The organism is Pseudonocardia charpentierae, assembly GCF_031845345.1.
GTDB lineage: Bacteria > Actinomycetota > Actinomycetes > Mycobacteriales > Pseudonocardiaceae > Pseudonocardia > Pseudonocardia charpentierae.
Window position 1 is genome coordinate 1 of record NZ_JAVREJ010000054.1, and the last position, 14,235, is coordinate 14,235.

Below are 14,235 nucleotides of genomic sequence, written 5' to 3' on the forward strand. Positions count from 1 at the left end.
TCGGGCACGATGGGTCATCCGATGGAAGGCCGCTCTCAACGCCTTCGCCATCACCTTCGACGGACGCATCAACCCGTCGAGCAACTGAAATGCCGGACGACACTTACACCGTTCGTCGGACACTCCCGCCCGGACCGGCATCCGACACATGATCCTGATGGTCGAAGGCTCCGGCCACGAGGCCGGACCCTAGATGGCGATTCCGGGCGTGCTGCGACTGCTCACTGGGGCCGTTAGCCGGGCGCGGGACGTCCGTATCGACCGTCACCGCACGACGCCGACAATCCGTCCCCTGCAGTCGCTCCCCCGAGTGTCTTCGAATCCCCTGCGGTGCGATCAGTCTGCGGCACAACAGCTGACTGCATCGGTCGGTGTGGCCGGAGGAGTTCGTCCGGATCAGCTCAGTGGTCCGGCTTGCGCCCCCTTCCTGGCAAACTCCTCGGCGCTGGCGGCGAGATCGTCGGTGCCGACGTTCCGGACCCGGGTACACACCATCCAACGCACGCCGAACGGATCGAGCACTGTCCCGGCCCGGCTGCCGTGAAATTCCTCGGCCACCGGTCGCTGCACGACGGCCCCCGCCCGTTCCGCAGCGGGCACGGTCGCGTCGGCGTCTGGAACCTCGAGCTGCAACGCGAAGGTCGTCGCGGTCGCGCCCTCCGCGGGGGCCACCGCTCCGTAATCGGGGTAGGCGTCCGACAGCATGACCTCGGCGCCACCGATCCGGATCGCAGCGTGGCCCACCCGGCCGTCCGGGTCCGTGAAGCGCGGCCCCTCCTCGACCGCGCCGACTACGCCTCCCGGACCGAGCTGATCTACGCCGCCCTGTTCGCAGACCCCGCGCTGCTGCACCGCTCGGACGTGGTGGACACCGGTTCATTGGCCGGCGACCTCCGCGCCGAGGCCGCCGACCTGCTCTCCCTGTTCGGTGATCCGGTCGCGCAGGCGGCCGTGCCGGGCCTGCTGGTCGACCTGGCCGCCGACCAGGCGCTGGTCGAGCGAACACAGGACGTGTACATCGGGGCAAACCTCGCCGACTACGCCGAGTACCTTCGCCGCGAGCGCCTCCGACGACACGTGCACCGCCTCGGTCCGGGGGACGACCCGCGCCTGTTGCACGCCATGCTCGTCGGCACGGTGTACGCCTGGATCGGCATGCTGCGGTGGGAGCCGCCAGCCGACCTGGCCACCCGCATCGGCACCCTCGTCGCCGCCGGAGTCACCGCAGGACCTCTCACCCCGATCCCGCATGAGCCCCGATGACCGACGACAGGCCCTCGACCAAGGCGACCAGAAGGCGTGCTGGAACTCGGCGCGACGATGGCGGCGCCGAAGGTGGGGTGCGATTCGCGGCCGGCCGTGGATCGACGGCCGGCGATCACTGGTCGGGTTCCCGGCAAGATGAGGCTCCCCGACGCCGAGCACAGCCGGTCTGGCGGATCCCCGAGATCGCGCCCGATTTCGAGGTAGAGGACATGTGGCCGTTCCGCACCCCTGGTGCCAGGCCTGACGACTTCCCCATCAGGCTGGCCGCGCTGCGGGTGGCCGGCGGACTCAACAAACCCTCGGCTGGTTCAAGCCGACCGAGCGGCGTCGACCACAAGAGCACGCATTCTCGGGGGTGATACCTGGGCGGCCGAAGAGGTGGTGTGTGAACGCCGCGGCGGAGTGCGTGGAACTTCGGGGTAGCCCGTCGTCGTGGGTGTGGTGAGCAGGTTTGACGCCTACCAGCGCCGGCACCGGTGGCTGGGGGTGCCGATCGCGGTGGTGTACAAGTTCGTCGACGACCAAGGCGGCTACCTCGCCGCGTTGATCACTTATTACGGCTTCCTGTCGCTGTTCCCACTGCTGCTCATCTTCTCGACGGTGCTCGGGTTCCTGCTGCCGGGCAACCCAGCGTTGCAGCAGCAACTGATCGACGGTGCACTGGGACAGTTCCCGATCATCGGCGATCAGTTGGGCAGCACCGCCCAACCGTTGCGGGGGTCGGGATGGGGGCTGACGATCGGGATCGTGGTGGCGCTCTACGGCGGCCTCGGGGTCGCCGTGGCAATCCAGAACGCGTTCAACCAGGTCTGGGGCGTACCGGTGCACCGGAGGCCCGACCCGATACGCGCCCGGCTGCGCAGCCTCCTGCTGCTCGGCTTGCTCGGCCTCGGGGTGCTGCTCACCACCGCGCTGTCCGCGCTGGTCGCGGTTGGCGAACGCTTCGGCCCGGGCCTGCGGATGGGTGCGGTCGTCCTGGCCGTCATCATCAACGCCGCACTGTTCGTGCTCGCCTTTCGTGCACTCACCACGCGTAGGGCCGCAATCCGGGAGGTTCTGCCGGGAGCGGTCCTGGCCGCCGTCATGTGGCAGATCCTGCAGTCGCTGGGCGCAATCTACGTCGACTACCAGCTCCGCGGGACCAGCCAGGTGTACGGGTTGTTCGGCATCGTCCTCGGGCTGCTCGCCTGGATCTACGTGGAGGCGGTGGTCATCGTCCTGGCCGCCGAGCTCAACGCCGTACTCGCCCGGCAGTTGTGGCCGCGCGCGCTGCTCACCATGTTCGCCGAGGACGTCGACCTCACCTCGGCCGATCGCCGCAGCTACGAGTCCTACGCCAGCGCCCAACAGTACCGCGAGGCCGAAACGATCAACGTCGATTTCGACACCCCGGAGGAGACCGACAAGCCCTGACCGTCGTGATCAGCTGCGGCAAGCTCGGTGTGGCAGTGGCCCCGGAACTGTCTGCTTCTCGTGACCCGAGACCTCACTGTCCACTCCATCTCGGCCGACGCTCCATTTCGCGAAGCAACCCTGGAGTGGGCATCACGGGTAGGGGGCCTCCAGGTGGCGGAGGTAGGACGACTGCGGGACGAGGTGGCCTTGGCCCGACAGGAGTTCCGTGCGTCCTGCCACCGAGAGGCGCCGTAGCCGTGCGGCTGCCCGGCCGCCGTGGAGCATGCGGTCTCGATCGCCGAGCACGACGGTCAGGGCCGGAGGAAGCGATCGGAGCTCGTCGTCGGTGAAGGTCGGGATCGGGTCGGTTCGCGGACGGAAGTGCCGGAACGTTGCAAGCGCCAGCGCACCGAGGTCCTGATGGAAGGCATCGGTCCAGGCGGGTCGTCCGGGCCCCAGCAGGTAGCTCAGCGCCCGTCGGCGACCCCGGGCCCCCAAGGTGCCGAGGAGGGCGGCCAGGAGCAGGGGCGCGACTTTGCGCGGACCGATGCCGCTCGGGGAGAACAGGACCAGTTCGCGCACGGCTTCCGGGTGAGCGATGGCGTAGTCGAGCGCCACCCACCCGCCGAGGGAGACCCCGACCACTGCGGCGGGCTCGGCGCTCAGCGACGAGGCGACCTCGTGGAGCCAGTGAGCATGGGCCCCGCGCTGCAGTGGGAGCCGGACCGGTGTGCTGAGGCCGCTCTCGCCGGGCAGGTCGATCGCGTGGACCCGGCGCGTCTGGCCGAGCTCGGCCATCTCGACCCCCCACGACGCGGCCACTCCGCCCGACCCGGGCATCAGCAGGACGGGCGGGCAGTCGGCCGACCCTGCGCTCAGGACGAAGGTCTCACCGGCGGCGGTCGTCAGCGTCCGCTGTTCGGCGAAGGGCAGGTGAGTGTCGATGAGGAACCGGTAGGCGCGGCGGACCACGGCCGCCCCGGCCGCGGATCGGAAGCGCCGGTCGGTGGTCATGGTCGGCCCTCCTGCCTCTGCCCCCCGGCGCCGATGCCCGCCCACGCGGCCCAGGCCCACAGCAGCCCCCACAGCCGCAGCTGGTGATCTGCCAGTATCGAGAAACTGACGAAGCAGTCAGCGGGACGTGCCCTTTCACCGACGCGTCGTATGTAGCCGGCGGATCTCTGCCACCCCGGGTGCAGAGTCTCGACCTCCGGCCAGCGACGTATACTTATCTGATCTTTGAAGCGAACAGCGTACGCCTACTTGGACAGTTCGACGTCCGTGGCACCGCATGCCCGAGCGAAATTTTGTCCGCCCGTTCGTTCACCCCCACGTTTGTCGCCGGAGACCCCGATCTCGCGATCGTCGCCGACGCTCTTCGCCCCTACGTCGATGGTGCAGGAACAGCATGAGCAGCCCCCTCGACGTAATCCAATGAAACCGTTTGTTGATGCCGTAATAGTGTTTCCCCCCTTGGCCGGCGTCCTCGTGAGCCAAGCCCGGCGACCGCCGGCCCTACCACATCGGCCTTCCTGTGCCCCACGCCCACGACTGGCCATTGCGGCAGGAGGACACGGACCTCCGCCTCGACGCCGTCGAGGGCCCAGACCAAGGACCCGGCGGCGGGGGCCTCGAGCCAGCGGGTGAGAGCGTCGTTGACGGCTGCCCGTTGTGGCCGGACAGGTACTCCTGGGAGCGGTGTCCGGCCACGTCGGACCCGGGTCGACGGCCGAGTGCACCCGCCCCCGCTCTGCCGCGGACTCCGACTGCGTCGCTCTCCGGTCCGGGTTGTGTGCCCGGACAGCACAGGCCGGCGCTTGCGGAGAGCAGCGCGGATCGGGCGGCGCTAGCCTGCTTCAGGCGGCAGGCCGCGGAGGATCCGCCGCAGGGCCAGCGGGACGGGGTCGCCTTCGGGTGCACCGGGGTTCAGTGCCGCAAGGCGGGGATAGCCGCCCTGTCCGACGACGTGGGCCACGAAGCGGGCGCTTCGCATCCTGTCCACGGTGGAGGTCTCGGCCTGGGCGGCCGCAGCCACGACCGCGTGAAGCATCGCCAGCGCGATCAGTTTGTCGTTGTCCGATGCCGCATGATCAGCGAGGACGGCGAGAACGTACTCGGTGACCTCCACGCCGTTCGGGCCCGTAACCGGTCTCGTCAGGGTCAGCCCGGGCAGTCCGATGTCTCTCGGGGGCGACGAGCTCGTCGCGGTGCTGCGTGTTGCCGGGCAGCAGTCGGTGACGACGGGCAGGTTCGCGGTGAATCCACCTTGACGCTTGACCCTCAGGCACTCTCCGACAACCCTCAGAGTGTGACCTGCGTCATGCCGGACGGGTGACGAGGCCGGGAGAGTGTGGGTGAGAAATGAAGAGCGCGGTGCTCTACGGCGCGCGGGACCTTCGGTTCGAGGAGCGCGCCGTGCCCGAGGCCGGTGCCGACGGCGTGGTGGTGCGCGTCAGGGCGTGCGGAGTCTGCCCCACTGATCTGCGCAAATACACGGGCAGGAGCACCCGGGCCCGGTTCCCGCTCGTTCTCGGCCACGAGGCGGCGGGCGACGTGGTCGCGGTCGGGTCGGACGTCCGGGGTGTCGGCGAGGGTGATCGTGTCGGCGTCATCCCGTGGTGGCCGTGCGGGCGGTGCGCGACCTGCCGGCTCGGGCGGTTCATCCAGTGCCCCGACATCGCGAGCATCGGCGGCTCGGTCGAGCGCAGCGTGATGGTGGACGGCGCCTTCAGTGAGTACGTGCGCGTGCCCGAGCGGGCGATCCTCCGGATCGGTCCCGAGGTCAGCTACGAGGCGGCGTCGTTCGTCGACCCGTTGAGCTGCGCCTTGAACAGCATCGAGCTCTGCCGCATCCCCATCGGCGGTGACGTGGTGATCGTCGGGGCGGGGCCGCTGGGCATGATGCACGTCCAGCTCGCGAAGCTGCAGGGCGCCCGGATCATCGTCTCGGCCAAGCACGCCGAACGCCGGGAGATGGCGCGCGCACTCGGCGCCCACGAGCTCGTCGACCCGGTCGAGACGGACCCAATCGAGGCGGTGCGCGAGCTGACGGACGGCGAAGGGGCGGCCGCCGTCATCGTCGCGGTGGGCGACCCCGCCGCCGAGGAGCAGGCCGTGAGCATGCTCGCCGACAACGGGGTGCTGGTCCTCTTCGCGGGGACGTACCCCCCGACCACGATCGCGGTCGACCCCAACGACGTCCACTACACGCAGAAGGTGATCACCGGGGCCTTCGCCAGCACCCCCGAGCAGTTCGTGCGCACCGTGAAGCTCATGTCGACGGGCCTCATCGACGTCGAGGCCCTCGTCACGCACCGCTTGCCCCTCGACGACCTCGGCGAGGGCTTCGAACTCACTCTCGACGGTGTCGGGATGAAGAAGATGATCGTCTCGTGACGGCGATCCGGATCTCGTGCGGGCAACGAGAGGAGACAGAACGGTGAACGATCTCAGCAGGGCCGTCGTGCTCACCGTCGACGCAGGGTCGGGCAGCTGCCGAGCGCTCGCGTGGGACGTGGGGGGCCGCATGCTCGGGCTCTCCCAGCAGGAGTGGGCCTACGAGCCCTCCGGCCACCCCGGCGGTCTCAACTTCAACACCGAGGACGGCTGGCGGATCGTGACCGAGTGCATCAGGGGTGCGCTCGAACAGGCCGGACCGGACCGCACGCAGAGCATCCGCCCCGAGGAGGTCAGGGCGGTCACGAGCACGAGCATGCGCGAGGGCTTCGTCGTCTACGACGAGGGCGGCGAGGCGATCTGGGCCATCCCGAACGTCGACGCCCGCGCACAGAAGGAGGCCCAGGAACTCCTCGCCGAGGGCCTCGGGGAACGCTTCTACCAGCTGAGCGGCGACTGGACGTCGCTCGCCGCGTCGGCGCGGCTGCGATGGATCAAGCACAACGCCCCTGAGATCTGGGACCGGGCGCACCACATGACGATGCTCGGCGACTGGGTCCTCCAGAAGCTCTCGGGCGAGTTCGTCAGCGACCCGTCACTCGGCTCCTCCTCGGCGCTCTTCGACCTGAGTCAGCGGACGTGGTCCCCGGAGATCGCCGAGAGGCTCGGGATCTCGCACCTGCTCCCGCGGGTCGTCGAGTCGGGGACCGTCGTCGGGACCGTGAGCAAGCAGGCCGCGGCGGCGACCGGCTTGCTCGAGGGCACCCCCGTGATCACGGGTGGCGCGGACACGCAGCTCGGCCTGCTGGGTGGTGGCATCGTGGACGCCAACCAGTTCGGCGTGGTCGGCGGGACGTTCTGGCTGACGGCCGGAGTCGCCGACACGCCCCTGCTCGACCCGGAGATGCGGCTGAGGACGCTCTGCCACGTCGTACCGGAGCGCTGGATGATCGAGGGCTGCGGCTTCGCGCACGGTCTCTCGACGCGTTGGGTACGTGACGGTCTCCTGCGCACGGCGAACCCGGGCATCGAGCTCGACGACGGCTACGAGCGGCTCAGTGAGTTGGCCGCGCAGGTACCGCCCGGTTCCAACGGTGTCCACTACTTCGCGTCGAACGTCATGAACTCGAAGTCGTGGAAGCATCCGACACCCTCGATCGTCGGCCTGAGCCCGTTCACGATCGCGGAGACGGGGCTCGGCGCGGTCTTCCGGGCGGTGATGGAGGAGGGCGCGTACAACGCGCGCGGGCACAAGGAGCTCCTGGAGGAGGTCTTCGGCCACGGCATCGAGGAGGTCTCCTTCGTCGGCGGCCCGTCGCGCAGCCCGCTCTGGTGCCAGATCGTCGCCGACGTCCTGGGCACGCGGGTGCGGATCCCGAACGTCCTTGAGGCCACCTGCCTCGGCGCGGCGCTGTGCGCACTCGTCGGCGTCGGGGCGTACGCGGACCTGGGTGAGGCGGTGAAGGCGACGGTGCAGACGGCCCGTGTCATCGAGCCGGAGGCGGGCGCCCGGGCGGCCTACGACGAGCTCTACCCGCGTTGGCGGGCGCTCAACGACCACATGCTGGAGGCCGCCGACAAGGGCCTCGCGCCACACATGTGGACGGGTGCGGGTGCCGTGGGCCCGCAGCAGGAGGCCGCGGCGGCGACGTAGACGTCACCGAGCGGGCTCCCGCGGCTCAGCGCGTCCAGTCGATCACGACCTTGCCCTCGGTGGCGCCGGCGGCGACCCGGAAGGCCTCGCCGCCGTTGTCCCCGGTGAAACGGCGGGTCACGATCTGCTGGAGCACGTCGGCCTTCTCCGCGGCCAGGCGCGTGACCGCGTCGAACTCGCCCAGGCCGTAGACCCACGACCCGATGAGCTGGTGGGCCCCGCGCCGGATCTTCCCGGGGTCGACGGTCCACGGGGTCGTTGCCGCGAGGACCACCATGCTGCCGTGGGGCTTGAGGACGCCGAGGGCCTCGGAGAGCGCGCGCGGGTTGCCCGAGCTGTCGAGGGACGCCTCCGCGCCGCGTCCGCCCGTGAGCTCGCGCACCACCGCCTGCGTGTCGGACGAGGTCGGGTCGATGGTCGCCGCCGCCCCGAGGCGCTCCGCGAGCTGCCGTCGCTTCGGCACCGGGTCCACGGCGACGACGTCCACGCCGTCGCCGGCGGCGACCACCGCGCAGCATCCGACGGGGCCCAGGCCGAACACGACGACCGTGTCGCCAGCGTTCGGTCCCAGCTTGCGGACGCCGGAGACGGCCGTGCCGAAGCTGCACGAGATGAGCGTGCCGATCTCGTCGCTGATGCCCTCAGGCAGCGGCTGGCAGATGTACGCCGGTACGGCCAGGTACTCGGCGTCCGCGCCGTCGACGTGGTTGCCGAGCGTCTGACGGTGGGGGCAGAACATCGGCTCGCCGATGCGGCAGTACTCGCAGCGGCCGCACCCGTAGTGCTGGTACACCACGACCCGCGTCCCCGCGGCGAGGCCTTCGACGCCGCGGCCGACCTCCTCCACGACGCCGACGGCTTCGTGACCTGCGGCCTTTTGTGCGCGGTCACCAACCTCCTCGGGGTCCGCACGGTAGTGGTGCAGGTCGGTGCCGCACACCGCGGACATCGTGAGACGGACGAGGGCCCAGCCGTCCCGGACCGCCGGCTTCGGTACCGTGACCAGCTCGACACGCTGGTCACCGAGGATGCGCAGGGCCTTCATCGTCGCTGTCCTCCTCGGGTCGCCGCGAGGGTCACCGCTGCCCTCGCCGCTCGGTTCACGGACCGGAAGTGACCGTACCGGGAGAATTGCGGGTTAGCCTGAACGTCTGACCGCACTTCCACCCGAACACGAGGAAGCACGATGAGCGCCACTCGCGAGTCCGTCAACATCAGCCGCGAGCAGCTCCTCGGGATGATCGACCATTCCCTGCTCAAGCCTCAGCTCACGCGCGACGAGATCGTGGCCGGGCTCGAGTACGCGGCGGAGGTCCGCCCGAAGGCGATCTGCATCGTCCCGAACCACCTCAAGCTGGCCGCGGAGATCCTCTCAGGCACCGATGTCCTCCTCGGGACGGTCGCCGGGTTCCCGAATGGCGCGATGCGCACGGACGTCAAGGTCTTCGAATCGGTGAAGGCGGTCGAGGACGGTGCCACGGAGGTCGACATGGTGATCCCGATCGGCGCGCTGGTCGGGGGTGAGTACGACGTCGTCCTCGCGGACATCACCGAGGTCGTCCGGGCGGTCGCACCCGCAGAGGTCAAGGTCATCCTCGAGACGGCATACCTCACCGACGAGCAGATCCTGAAGGGCTCGGCGCTCGTGTCCGAGGCGGGGGCCGCGTTCGTCAAGACCTCGACCGGCTTCGCGGCGACGGGTGCGACGCCCGAGAACGTCGCGCTGCTGCGCAAGGGCGCGGCCCCGCACACCCGGGTCAAGGCGGCCGGCGGAATGAGCACGCTCGCCGACTGCATCGCAGTGATCAACGCTGGCGCCGACCGGATCGGGATCTCCAAGACCAGGGCGATCCTCGCCGAATGCGGCTCATAACGCAGGCTGGCCGTTGCGTCCGGTCTGCACTTCGTGAATCCAATCATGCACGGTCCGACACGGACAGCAGCCACGTCGTATTGGGGCGTTCGGTAGGTCGAGCTCTGATCACGGGCGTTGCCGCACCAGCATCTGAGCTTCTCGACAGAAAAGCATCGGGCGATGGTTGTTCCGCTGTTCGGAAGCGACCCACTTCGCGATTGATCTGGGTGGGTGGTGCCGCGAGGCTCGAGTTCCCGTCGAGTTCGGCGGATGACCCACGGCGCCGCCTCTAAAAATTAAGGCCTCGAGTCGTTCGATCACGCAGTCAATGAGAGCCGCACTCGTCCCGGCAGTCTGTGAGCCCGAGACCGGCGATCCGGTCGTGACCGTCGATCTGACCGCACGGACTCGGTTCCAGAAGTATGAACGGCGTTTGAGCGCCGTGGTAGTTGACCTGGTCCCAGGGTTGCGCGAAGCGACGAGGCTTGAACCCGAGTGAACCGACGAGGAGATCGCGGGCGACAACCTGGAGGGGCGAGGAGGTCACGGCATCACAAGGAATTCGAGCTGCTCAAGTACCTCGCCCAGCACGCCGCCCGGGTGTTCACCCGTGCGCAACTGGCTGCAGGAGGTCTTGGGGTACGACTTCTTCGGTGGCACGCGCACCGTCGACGTCCACGTGCGGAGGCTGCGGGCAAGCTCTGCACCGAGCACGAGCAGATGATCGGCACGGTGCGTAACGTCGGCTACAAGTTCGTCCGCCCCACCCGCGCGGGCCTCGCGGTTCTGCCGGACGACACCAAGACGCCCGACGACCAGCACTTGGCCCGACGCAACGGACGACCGGAACACGCCCGCCCGGCCTGATCCCGGCCGGGAATGCGGACCGCCCGCCGCCACACAAGCGGCGGGGCGCCCCGCAAAGCGTCGGTGGCTGCGAACCGGGCCTTCGCCGCTGCGAGGGATTCAGCTCACCGCACACTCACCGGGGACACGTGCTCTTCTCGTCTCTTCAGCCGGTCGCCGCCGGCCTGCCCCAGTCAAGGCGACCGTCGCAGCATCGCGGACGATAGGGACGCGATCACGGAGGCGGTGTGAAGGACCGACAAGCGGCGGCAATGCGGATCGTCTCGATCTGGCTGTGCTGCTCACGGGCCCGCGTAGCGAGGCGGACCAGGTCGGCCTCGACGAGTTGCGGATAGACGGGCGCCACCGCGAGCAGCGCCTGCCACAGCGCCAATTTGCCCGTGATGCCCAGCGCCAACGCCTCGGTCTCCAGCAGCATGCTGAGGTCCTTGTCTCGCGTCAGCAGCTTCGTGACGGCAAGTCGATGTGCCTTCCCCACGAACCAGCCCGCGGCCTTCTTGACCGGGTGACCGGCCTCCCCGAGCCGCTCGATGAGCCCGCGCAGCTCGTTGCGGTCCTGGTCGATCTCCTCGGCGAGCCGGCCCAACGCGGCGGCATCCGGTCCCCCCGCCGCACGCTGGTGCAGCCGGCGAGCCATCTCCACCCCAGCGTTCGCACCTGCCAGATGATCGTTGAGATAAGTGCCCAGCACCTCGGTCGACGCCACAGCGACATCCTTCCGCTCGGACAGCAGGATGGGGCGATCGAGTCTCCCCCACACGTCGCAGCCCGCTACGGCCCGCCCACCCGCGCCGCTGACTCCACGTTCACCGAGTACCGCGGCTGCGACGGTGTGGCCGTCCGGGCTGATATAAGCCGGACTCTTCTGGATTTGGAACGTGACCGACCCGCAGCGGCCCCAGTGGTGGGTAGGACCGGGATCGAACCGGTGGCCTCTTCCGTGTCAACTCTGGCCGCGGTGCAGCTCAACGCCTATAACCAGGAAATACTTTGTCGTCCAGGTAGGTCGACGGCGTCGTTGGCGGTGACCGTTATTGGCAGCGTTGTTGTCAAATGGGCGTTCTCCGTCGTGCCCTGCCGTTCCCTCGGGTGGGCGCATGACAGAGCACAACGGCGGCTCATCTTCGTCGCGGCGGGGCGCATCAGCGGACGGCGTTACCCACTGCTTCAGCGGCCGCAACGGATTGACGTAATCCCGGAAGCTCGCGATCAGTTCCTGTCGCGAGCGCTGAAGCTTGCAGATGAGGCGCACCGGGGCGTTCCGCCGCAGTTGTGACCCCTACGTCGTGCACCCGGTCGCTCCGGCACTGATCCTCGCCGAGCACAGATCCTCGCCGAGCACAGATCCATTGACAGCATTTCCGCAGTAGCCGTCAGAAAGACCCCGGCCCGGGTGGCGAGTTCAGGCCTGTTCCCGCCCATGGCCCGGCCCGGAGTCCTCGCACATCGGATCCAGGCGCCGCCGGGCGCGGACACCGCTCGCCATCGAGCACCGGGCCGTTCGGACCGGCGTTGTCATTGTCCTGGCGGTCCTGCATCCAGCTGGGGCATCGTGAAGCCGACTTAGCTGGCGCCGATCGGTGGCATCACTGGTCGAGGGACGGGTAACGCCTTGGCCGTGGACGGTTTCGCTGGCTGGATCGGCATCGCAGGCACCACGTCGGGACAGGGTCGTGCGCGGCTCGAGCTCGAGGCCGAAGAGCGCCACCTCAACCCGGCCGGCACCCTGCATGGGGGCGTGCTCGCGACGCTCGTCGACACGGCCATGGGCCAGGCAGTTCGCAGCGTGGTCGACGGGCAGACACCGGCGACGAGCCAGCTGACGATCGCCTACCTGAAGCCGGGAAGCGAGGGCCGCCTGGTGGCGAGCGCTGAGGTCCGCCAGCAGGGCGAGCAGGTGCTGGTGTGCGAGGCGAGCGTCGAGCAGGACGGCGAACTGCTGGTGACCGCGTTGGCGACCTTCGCGCTCGTCCAGCGCTGACGGGTGGATCGGGCCGTACCGGCTGAAATCCTGGTGCCAAGAGCCCGCCCTGTCAGTCCTGCCAGCGGGGGCATCGAAATGTCCTGCTTACCCATCCCCTGCCCGGCTCGGGCGCATCTGTCGCTGCCTGTTCGAAGACCGAAAACAACGTGGGCGACCGGGCGGATATCTGTATTGATCGATAGCGCCCGTACACCTTCCTCACCATCGAATCCGTTGGGACGGGATGTGTGCGGCGGTCTTCTTCGAGGTTGGGCTACGAGCGCCTGGTCGAGCTGACCAAACACGCAGCGGCAGCGCACAGGTGACGGTCTAGCCAGGCCGGCCGCGGTGGCCGGCTTCTGGACCACCGCAGCCTTGATCGGTGAGATTCCCGGGCACGTCACCGACCCGGTGGGATACGTACCCACGCCCCGGGCAGGGACGCCCGGCGCCGAACACTGTGTCTCGGTGATCGGGTGAGCGCCGCTCGTCCCGCGCTGCCGACAACGCCCGATGCTGCGGTCAGTCTGCGGCGAGCTGGCCGCGGAGCCCGGGTCAGGTCCGGCAACGCCGCGAGCAGTGGCGCGAGACCCTCGCGACGCTCGACCAGGTCGAGCTCCGGCTCGGTCTGCCCGAGCGCGGCGGCGAACCGGCCCCGGTCCCCCGAGCCCTCGCCATCGCCATGCCATCCCGGTTCGTCCAAGGACGCCGTGTGGGCCGCATCCTGGGCAGCCAGCGCCTCCAGGACGATCTCGACGCCAAGGTCGAGGTGCCGGGCGATCTCGCTCGGCCGGGGGGCTACGTCCACGAAGGTGGTGGATGACGCACGTTAACGCCCTGTCAGCACAATGAACGACGTGACATCCGCGCAGTTCGCGGCCCACCGACCACGACGTGTGGTCCCACGCTGGCCCCAAGAAAGCGGCACGCGGCGGCCGCGGTGCCCTTCAGCCGACGGTGTTCCGGTGCTCCACGGCGGTCACGCGCCGCGGCCCAGTGCAGGGCCATCTGACCGTCACGCCAGTTCTTTACGTTCTTCGCGTGCTCCCGACAGATCTTGATCATGGATTCGATCGCGTTCGTCGACCTCAGCGTCCTGGCCAGGGTGGGCGGGACGCCCAGGCGCACCACGGTGAGGGTGTCGGGCAGGCCCTCGCGCAGGCTGGCCGCCGCTCCAGGGTGGGTCTTGTCCAGCTCCGCGGCCACCGCCTCGAGCTGGGCTCGTGTCGCCAGGGCGGAGTCGGCCTTGCAGGCGGCCCGCATCCGCCGCTGGACCATGGTGCGCAGCTTCTCCGGGAGCCGGTCCCGCGCTTCCTGATCTTGTGGAGCTGGCAGCGGGCGATAACGGGGTGGTCGAACACGTCCTTGACCGCGCGACCAGGTCCAACCCGGATAGGTCCGCGTTCATCAGTTCGGCCAGGACGTGCTCGGTGGCTCGCACGAACCGACGCGAGATCGTCAACTTGCTGGTCGAGGTGGCCTTCTCCGCGACCTGTTCACCGATCGGCTCCAGGTCAACGTGGTAGCGGCGAGCCGACAGGCCAGCCAGCATCTGCTCCATCGCCTATCGCCCCAACAGATCCGCGACCCGCCTCCGTCAGCCGAGTCACACGCGCTCGCGCCGACGTCCCAAATTAAGGCGTTTAGTACAGTGCTGCGACGACCTCCGATGATCAAGTCCGACCGCGCATCGTAGGCGTCGTGGTGCGGTTCTAGGAGAGCCCTGAACAATCGGTGTGTTGGGCCGAGCTGCCGGTCAGGGGCTGGGACGATGTCGTGGTGCAGGGACGGGCTGATCCGCAGCGCGAGATTCTGGAAGTGGAGTCGGTGGCCGGGCAC

The 14,235-nt window shown here is 69.1% G+C and carries 12 protein-coding genes and 2 pseudogenes; 8 read left to right on the top strand and 6 right to left on the bottom strand.

Features of this window, described 5'->3' with window-relative positions; genetic code table 11:
* Positions 1 to 396: 396 nt before the first annotated feature.
* The gene (locus RM445_RS31065; RefSeq protein ID WP_311560442.1) at positions 397 to 705 is read right to left on the bottom strand and encodes a VOC family protein; all 309 of its coding nucleotides are present in this window, start codon (positions 703 to 705) and stop codon (positions 397 to 399) included.
* Positions 706 to 735: 30 nt separating this feature from the next.
* Here RM445_RS31065 and RM445_RS31070 point away from each other — a divergent pair, with 30 nt between their 5' ends.
* Both RM445_RS31070 and RM445_RS31075 read left to right on the top strand, forming a co-directional pair.
* Positions 736 to 1,263: a TetR-like C-terminal domain-containing protein gene (locus RM445_RS31070; protein ID WP_311560443.1), complete on the top strand. Its 528-nt coding sequence runs from the start codon at positions 736 to 738 to the stop codon at positions 1,261 to 1,263.
* Between the two features lie 444 nt (positions 1,264 to 1,707).
* Positions 1,708 to 2,679 carry a YihY/virulence factor BrkB family protein gene (locus tag RM445_RS31075; RefSeq protein WP_311560444.1) on the top strand — a complete coding sequence of 324 codons (972 nt, stop codon included), beginning with the start codon at positions 1,708 to 1,710 and terminating at the stop codon, positions 2,677 to 2,679.
* Between the two features lie 132 nt (positions 2,680 to 2,811).
* On the opposite strand, the gene RM445_RS31080 is transcribed toward RM445_RS31075, so the two are convergent.
* The gene (locus tag RM445_RS31080; RefSeq protein WP_311560445.1) at positions 2,812 to 3,675 is read right to left on the bottom strand and encodes an alpha/beta fold hydrolase; all 864 of its coding nucleotides are present in this window, start codon (positions 3,673 to 3,675) and stop codon (positions 2,812 to 2,814) included.
* 832 nt (positions 3,676 to 4,507) lie between these two features.
* Positions 4,508 to 4,966, bottom strand: a complete 459-nt coding sequence (locus RM445_RS31085) for a TetR/AcrR family transcriptional regulator C-terminal domain-containing protein (RefSeq protein WP_311560452.1) — start codon at positions 4,964 to 4,966, stop codon at positions 4,508 to 4,510.
* Between the two features lie 56 nt (positions 4,967 to 5,022).
* Between RM445_RS31085 and RM445_RS31090 the strand changes: the two genes are divergently transcribed.
* Positions 5,023 to 6,057 carry an alcohol dehydrogenase catalytic domain-containing protein gene (locus RM445_RS31090; protein ID WP_311560446.1) on the top strand — a complete coding sequence of 345 codons (1,035 nt, stop codon included), beginning with the start codon at positions 5,023 to 5,025 and terminating at the stop codon, positions 6,055 to 6,057.
* A gap of 43 nt (positions 6,058 to 6,100) precedes the next feature.
* On the top strand, positions 6,101 to 7,711 hold the full coding sequence (locus tag RM445_RS31095) for an FGGY family carbohydrate kinase (RefSeq protein ID WP_311560447.1): 1,611 nt from the start codon (positions 6,101 to 6,103) through the stop codon (positions 7,709 to 7,711).
* A 25-nt stretch (positions 7,712 to 7,736) separates the two neighbouring features.
* On the opposite strand, the gene RM445_RS31100 is transcribed toward RM445_RS31095, so the two are convergent.
* On the bottom strand, positions 7,737 to 8,756 hold the full coding sequence (locus tag RM445_RS31100; RefSeq protein ID WP_311560448.1) for a zinc-dependent alcohol dehydrogenase: 1,020 nt from the start codon (positions 8,754 to 8,756) through the stop codon (positions 7,737 to 7,739).
* Positions 8,757 to 8,897: 141 nt separating this feature from the next.
* Between RM445_RS31100 and deoC the strand changes: the two genes are divergently transcribed.
* A complete protein-coding gene (gene deoC / locus RM445_RS31105; RefSeq protein WP_311560449.1) occupies positions 8,898 to 9,584 on the top strand; it encodes a deoxyribose-phosphate aldolase in 687 nt (228 codons plus the stop codon).
* 534 nt (positions 9,585 to 10,118) lie between these two features.
* Positions 10,119 to 10,433, top strand: a pseudogene (locus tag RM445_RS31110) (winged helix-turn-helix domain-containing protein); the annotation flags it as partial.
* A gap of 214 nt (positions 10,434 to 10,647) precedes the next feature.
* Here RM445_RS31110 and RM445_RS31115 read toward each other — a convergent pair.
* Positions 10,648 to 11,139: a hypothetical protein gene (locus tag RM445_RS31115; protein ID WP_311560450.1), complete on the bottom strand. Its 492-nt coding sequence runs from the start codon at positions 11,137 to 11,139 to the stop codon at positions 10,648 to 10,650.
* Positions 11,140 to 11,391: 252 nt separating this feature from the next.
* On the opposite strand from RM445_RS31115, the gene RM445_RS31120 reads away from it, so the two are divergent.
* Positions 11,392 to 11,709 (top strand): hypothetical protein, encoded by a 318-nt coding sequence (locus tag RM445_RS31120; protein WP_311560451.1) that lies wholly within the window; start codon positions 11,392 to 11,394, stop codon positions 11,707 to 11,709.
* Between the two features lie 342 nt (positions 11,710 to 12,051).
* On the top strand, positions 12,052 to 12,414 hold the full coding sequence (locus tag RM445_RS31125) for a PaaI family thioesterase (protein ID WP_311560453.1): 363 nt from the start codon (positions 12,052 to 12,054) through the stop codon (positions 12,412 to 12,414).
* 924 nt (positions 12,415 to 13,338) lie between these two features.
* On the opposite strand, the pseudogene RM445_RS31130 reads toward RM445_RS31125, so the two are convergent.
* Positions 13,339 to 13,960 (bottom strand): annotated as a pseudogene (locus RM445_RS31130) (transposase); the annotation flags it as partial.
* Positions 13,961 to 14,235: the final 275 nt, after the last annotated feature.

What these genes read in the sequence shown, in the direction of transcription:
- RM445_RS31100 (WP_311560448.1), bottom strand. Translation starts at nt 8,756, where the DNA reads ATGAAGGCCCTGCGCATCCTCGGTGACCAGCGTGTCGAGCTGGTCACG.
- RM445_RS31065 (WP_311560442.1), bottom strand. Translation starts at nt 705, where the DNA reads ATGCTGTCGGACGCCTACCCCGATTACGGAGCGGTGGCCCCCGCGGAG.
- deoC (WP_311560449.1), top strand. Translation starts at nt 8,898, where the DNA reads ATGAGCGCCACTCGCGAGTCCGTCAACATCAGCCGCGAGCAGCTCCTC.
- RM445_RS31090 (WP_311560446.1), top strand. Translation starts at nt 5,023, where the DNA reads ATGAAGAGCGCGGTGCTCTACGGCGCGCGGGACCTTCGGTTCGAGGAG.
- RM445_RS31080 (WP_311560445.1), bottom strand. Translation starts at nt 3,675, where the DNA reads ATGACCACCGACCGGCGCTTCCGATCCGCGGCCGGGGCGGCCGTGGTC.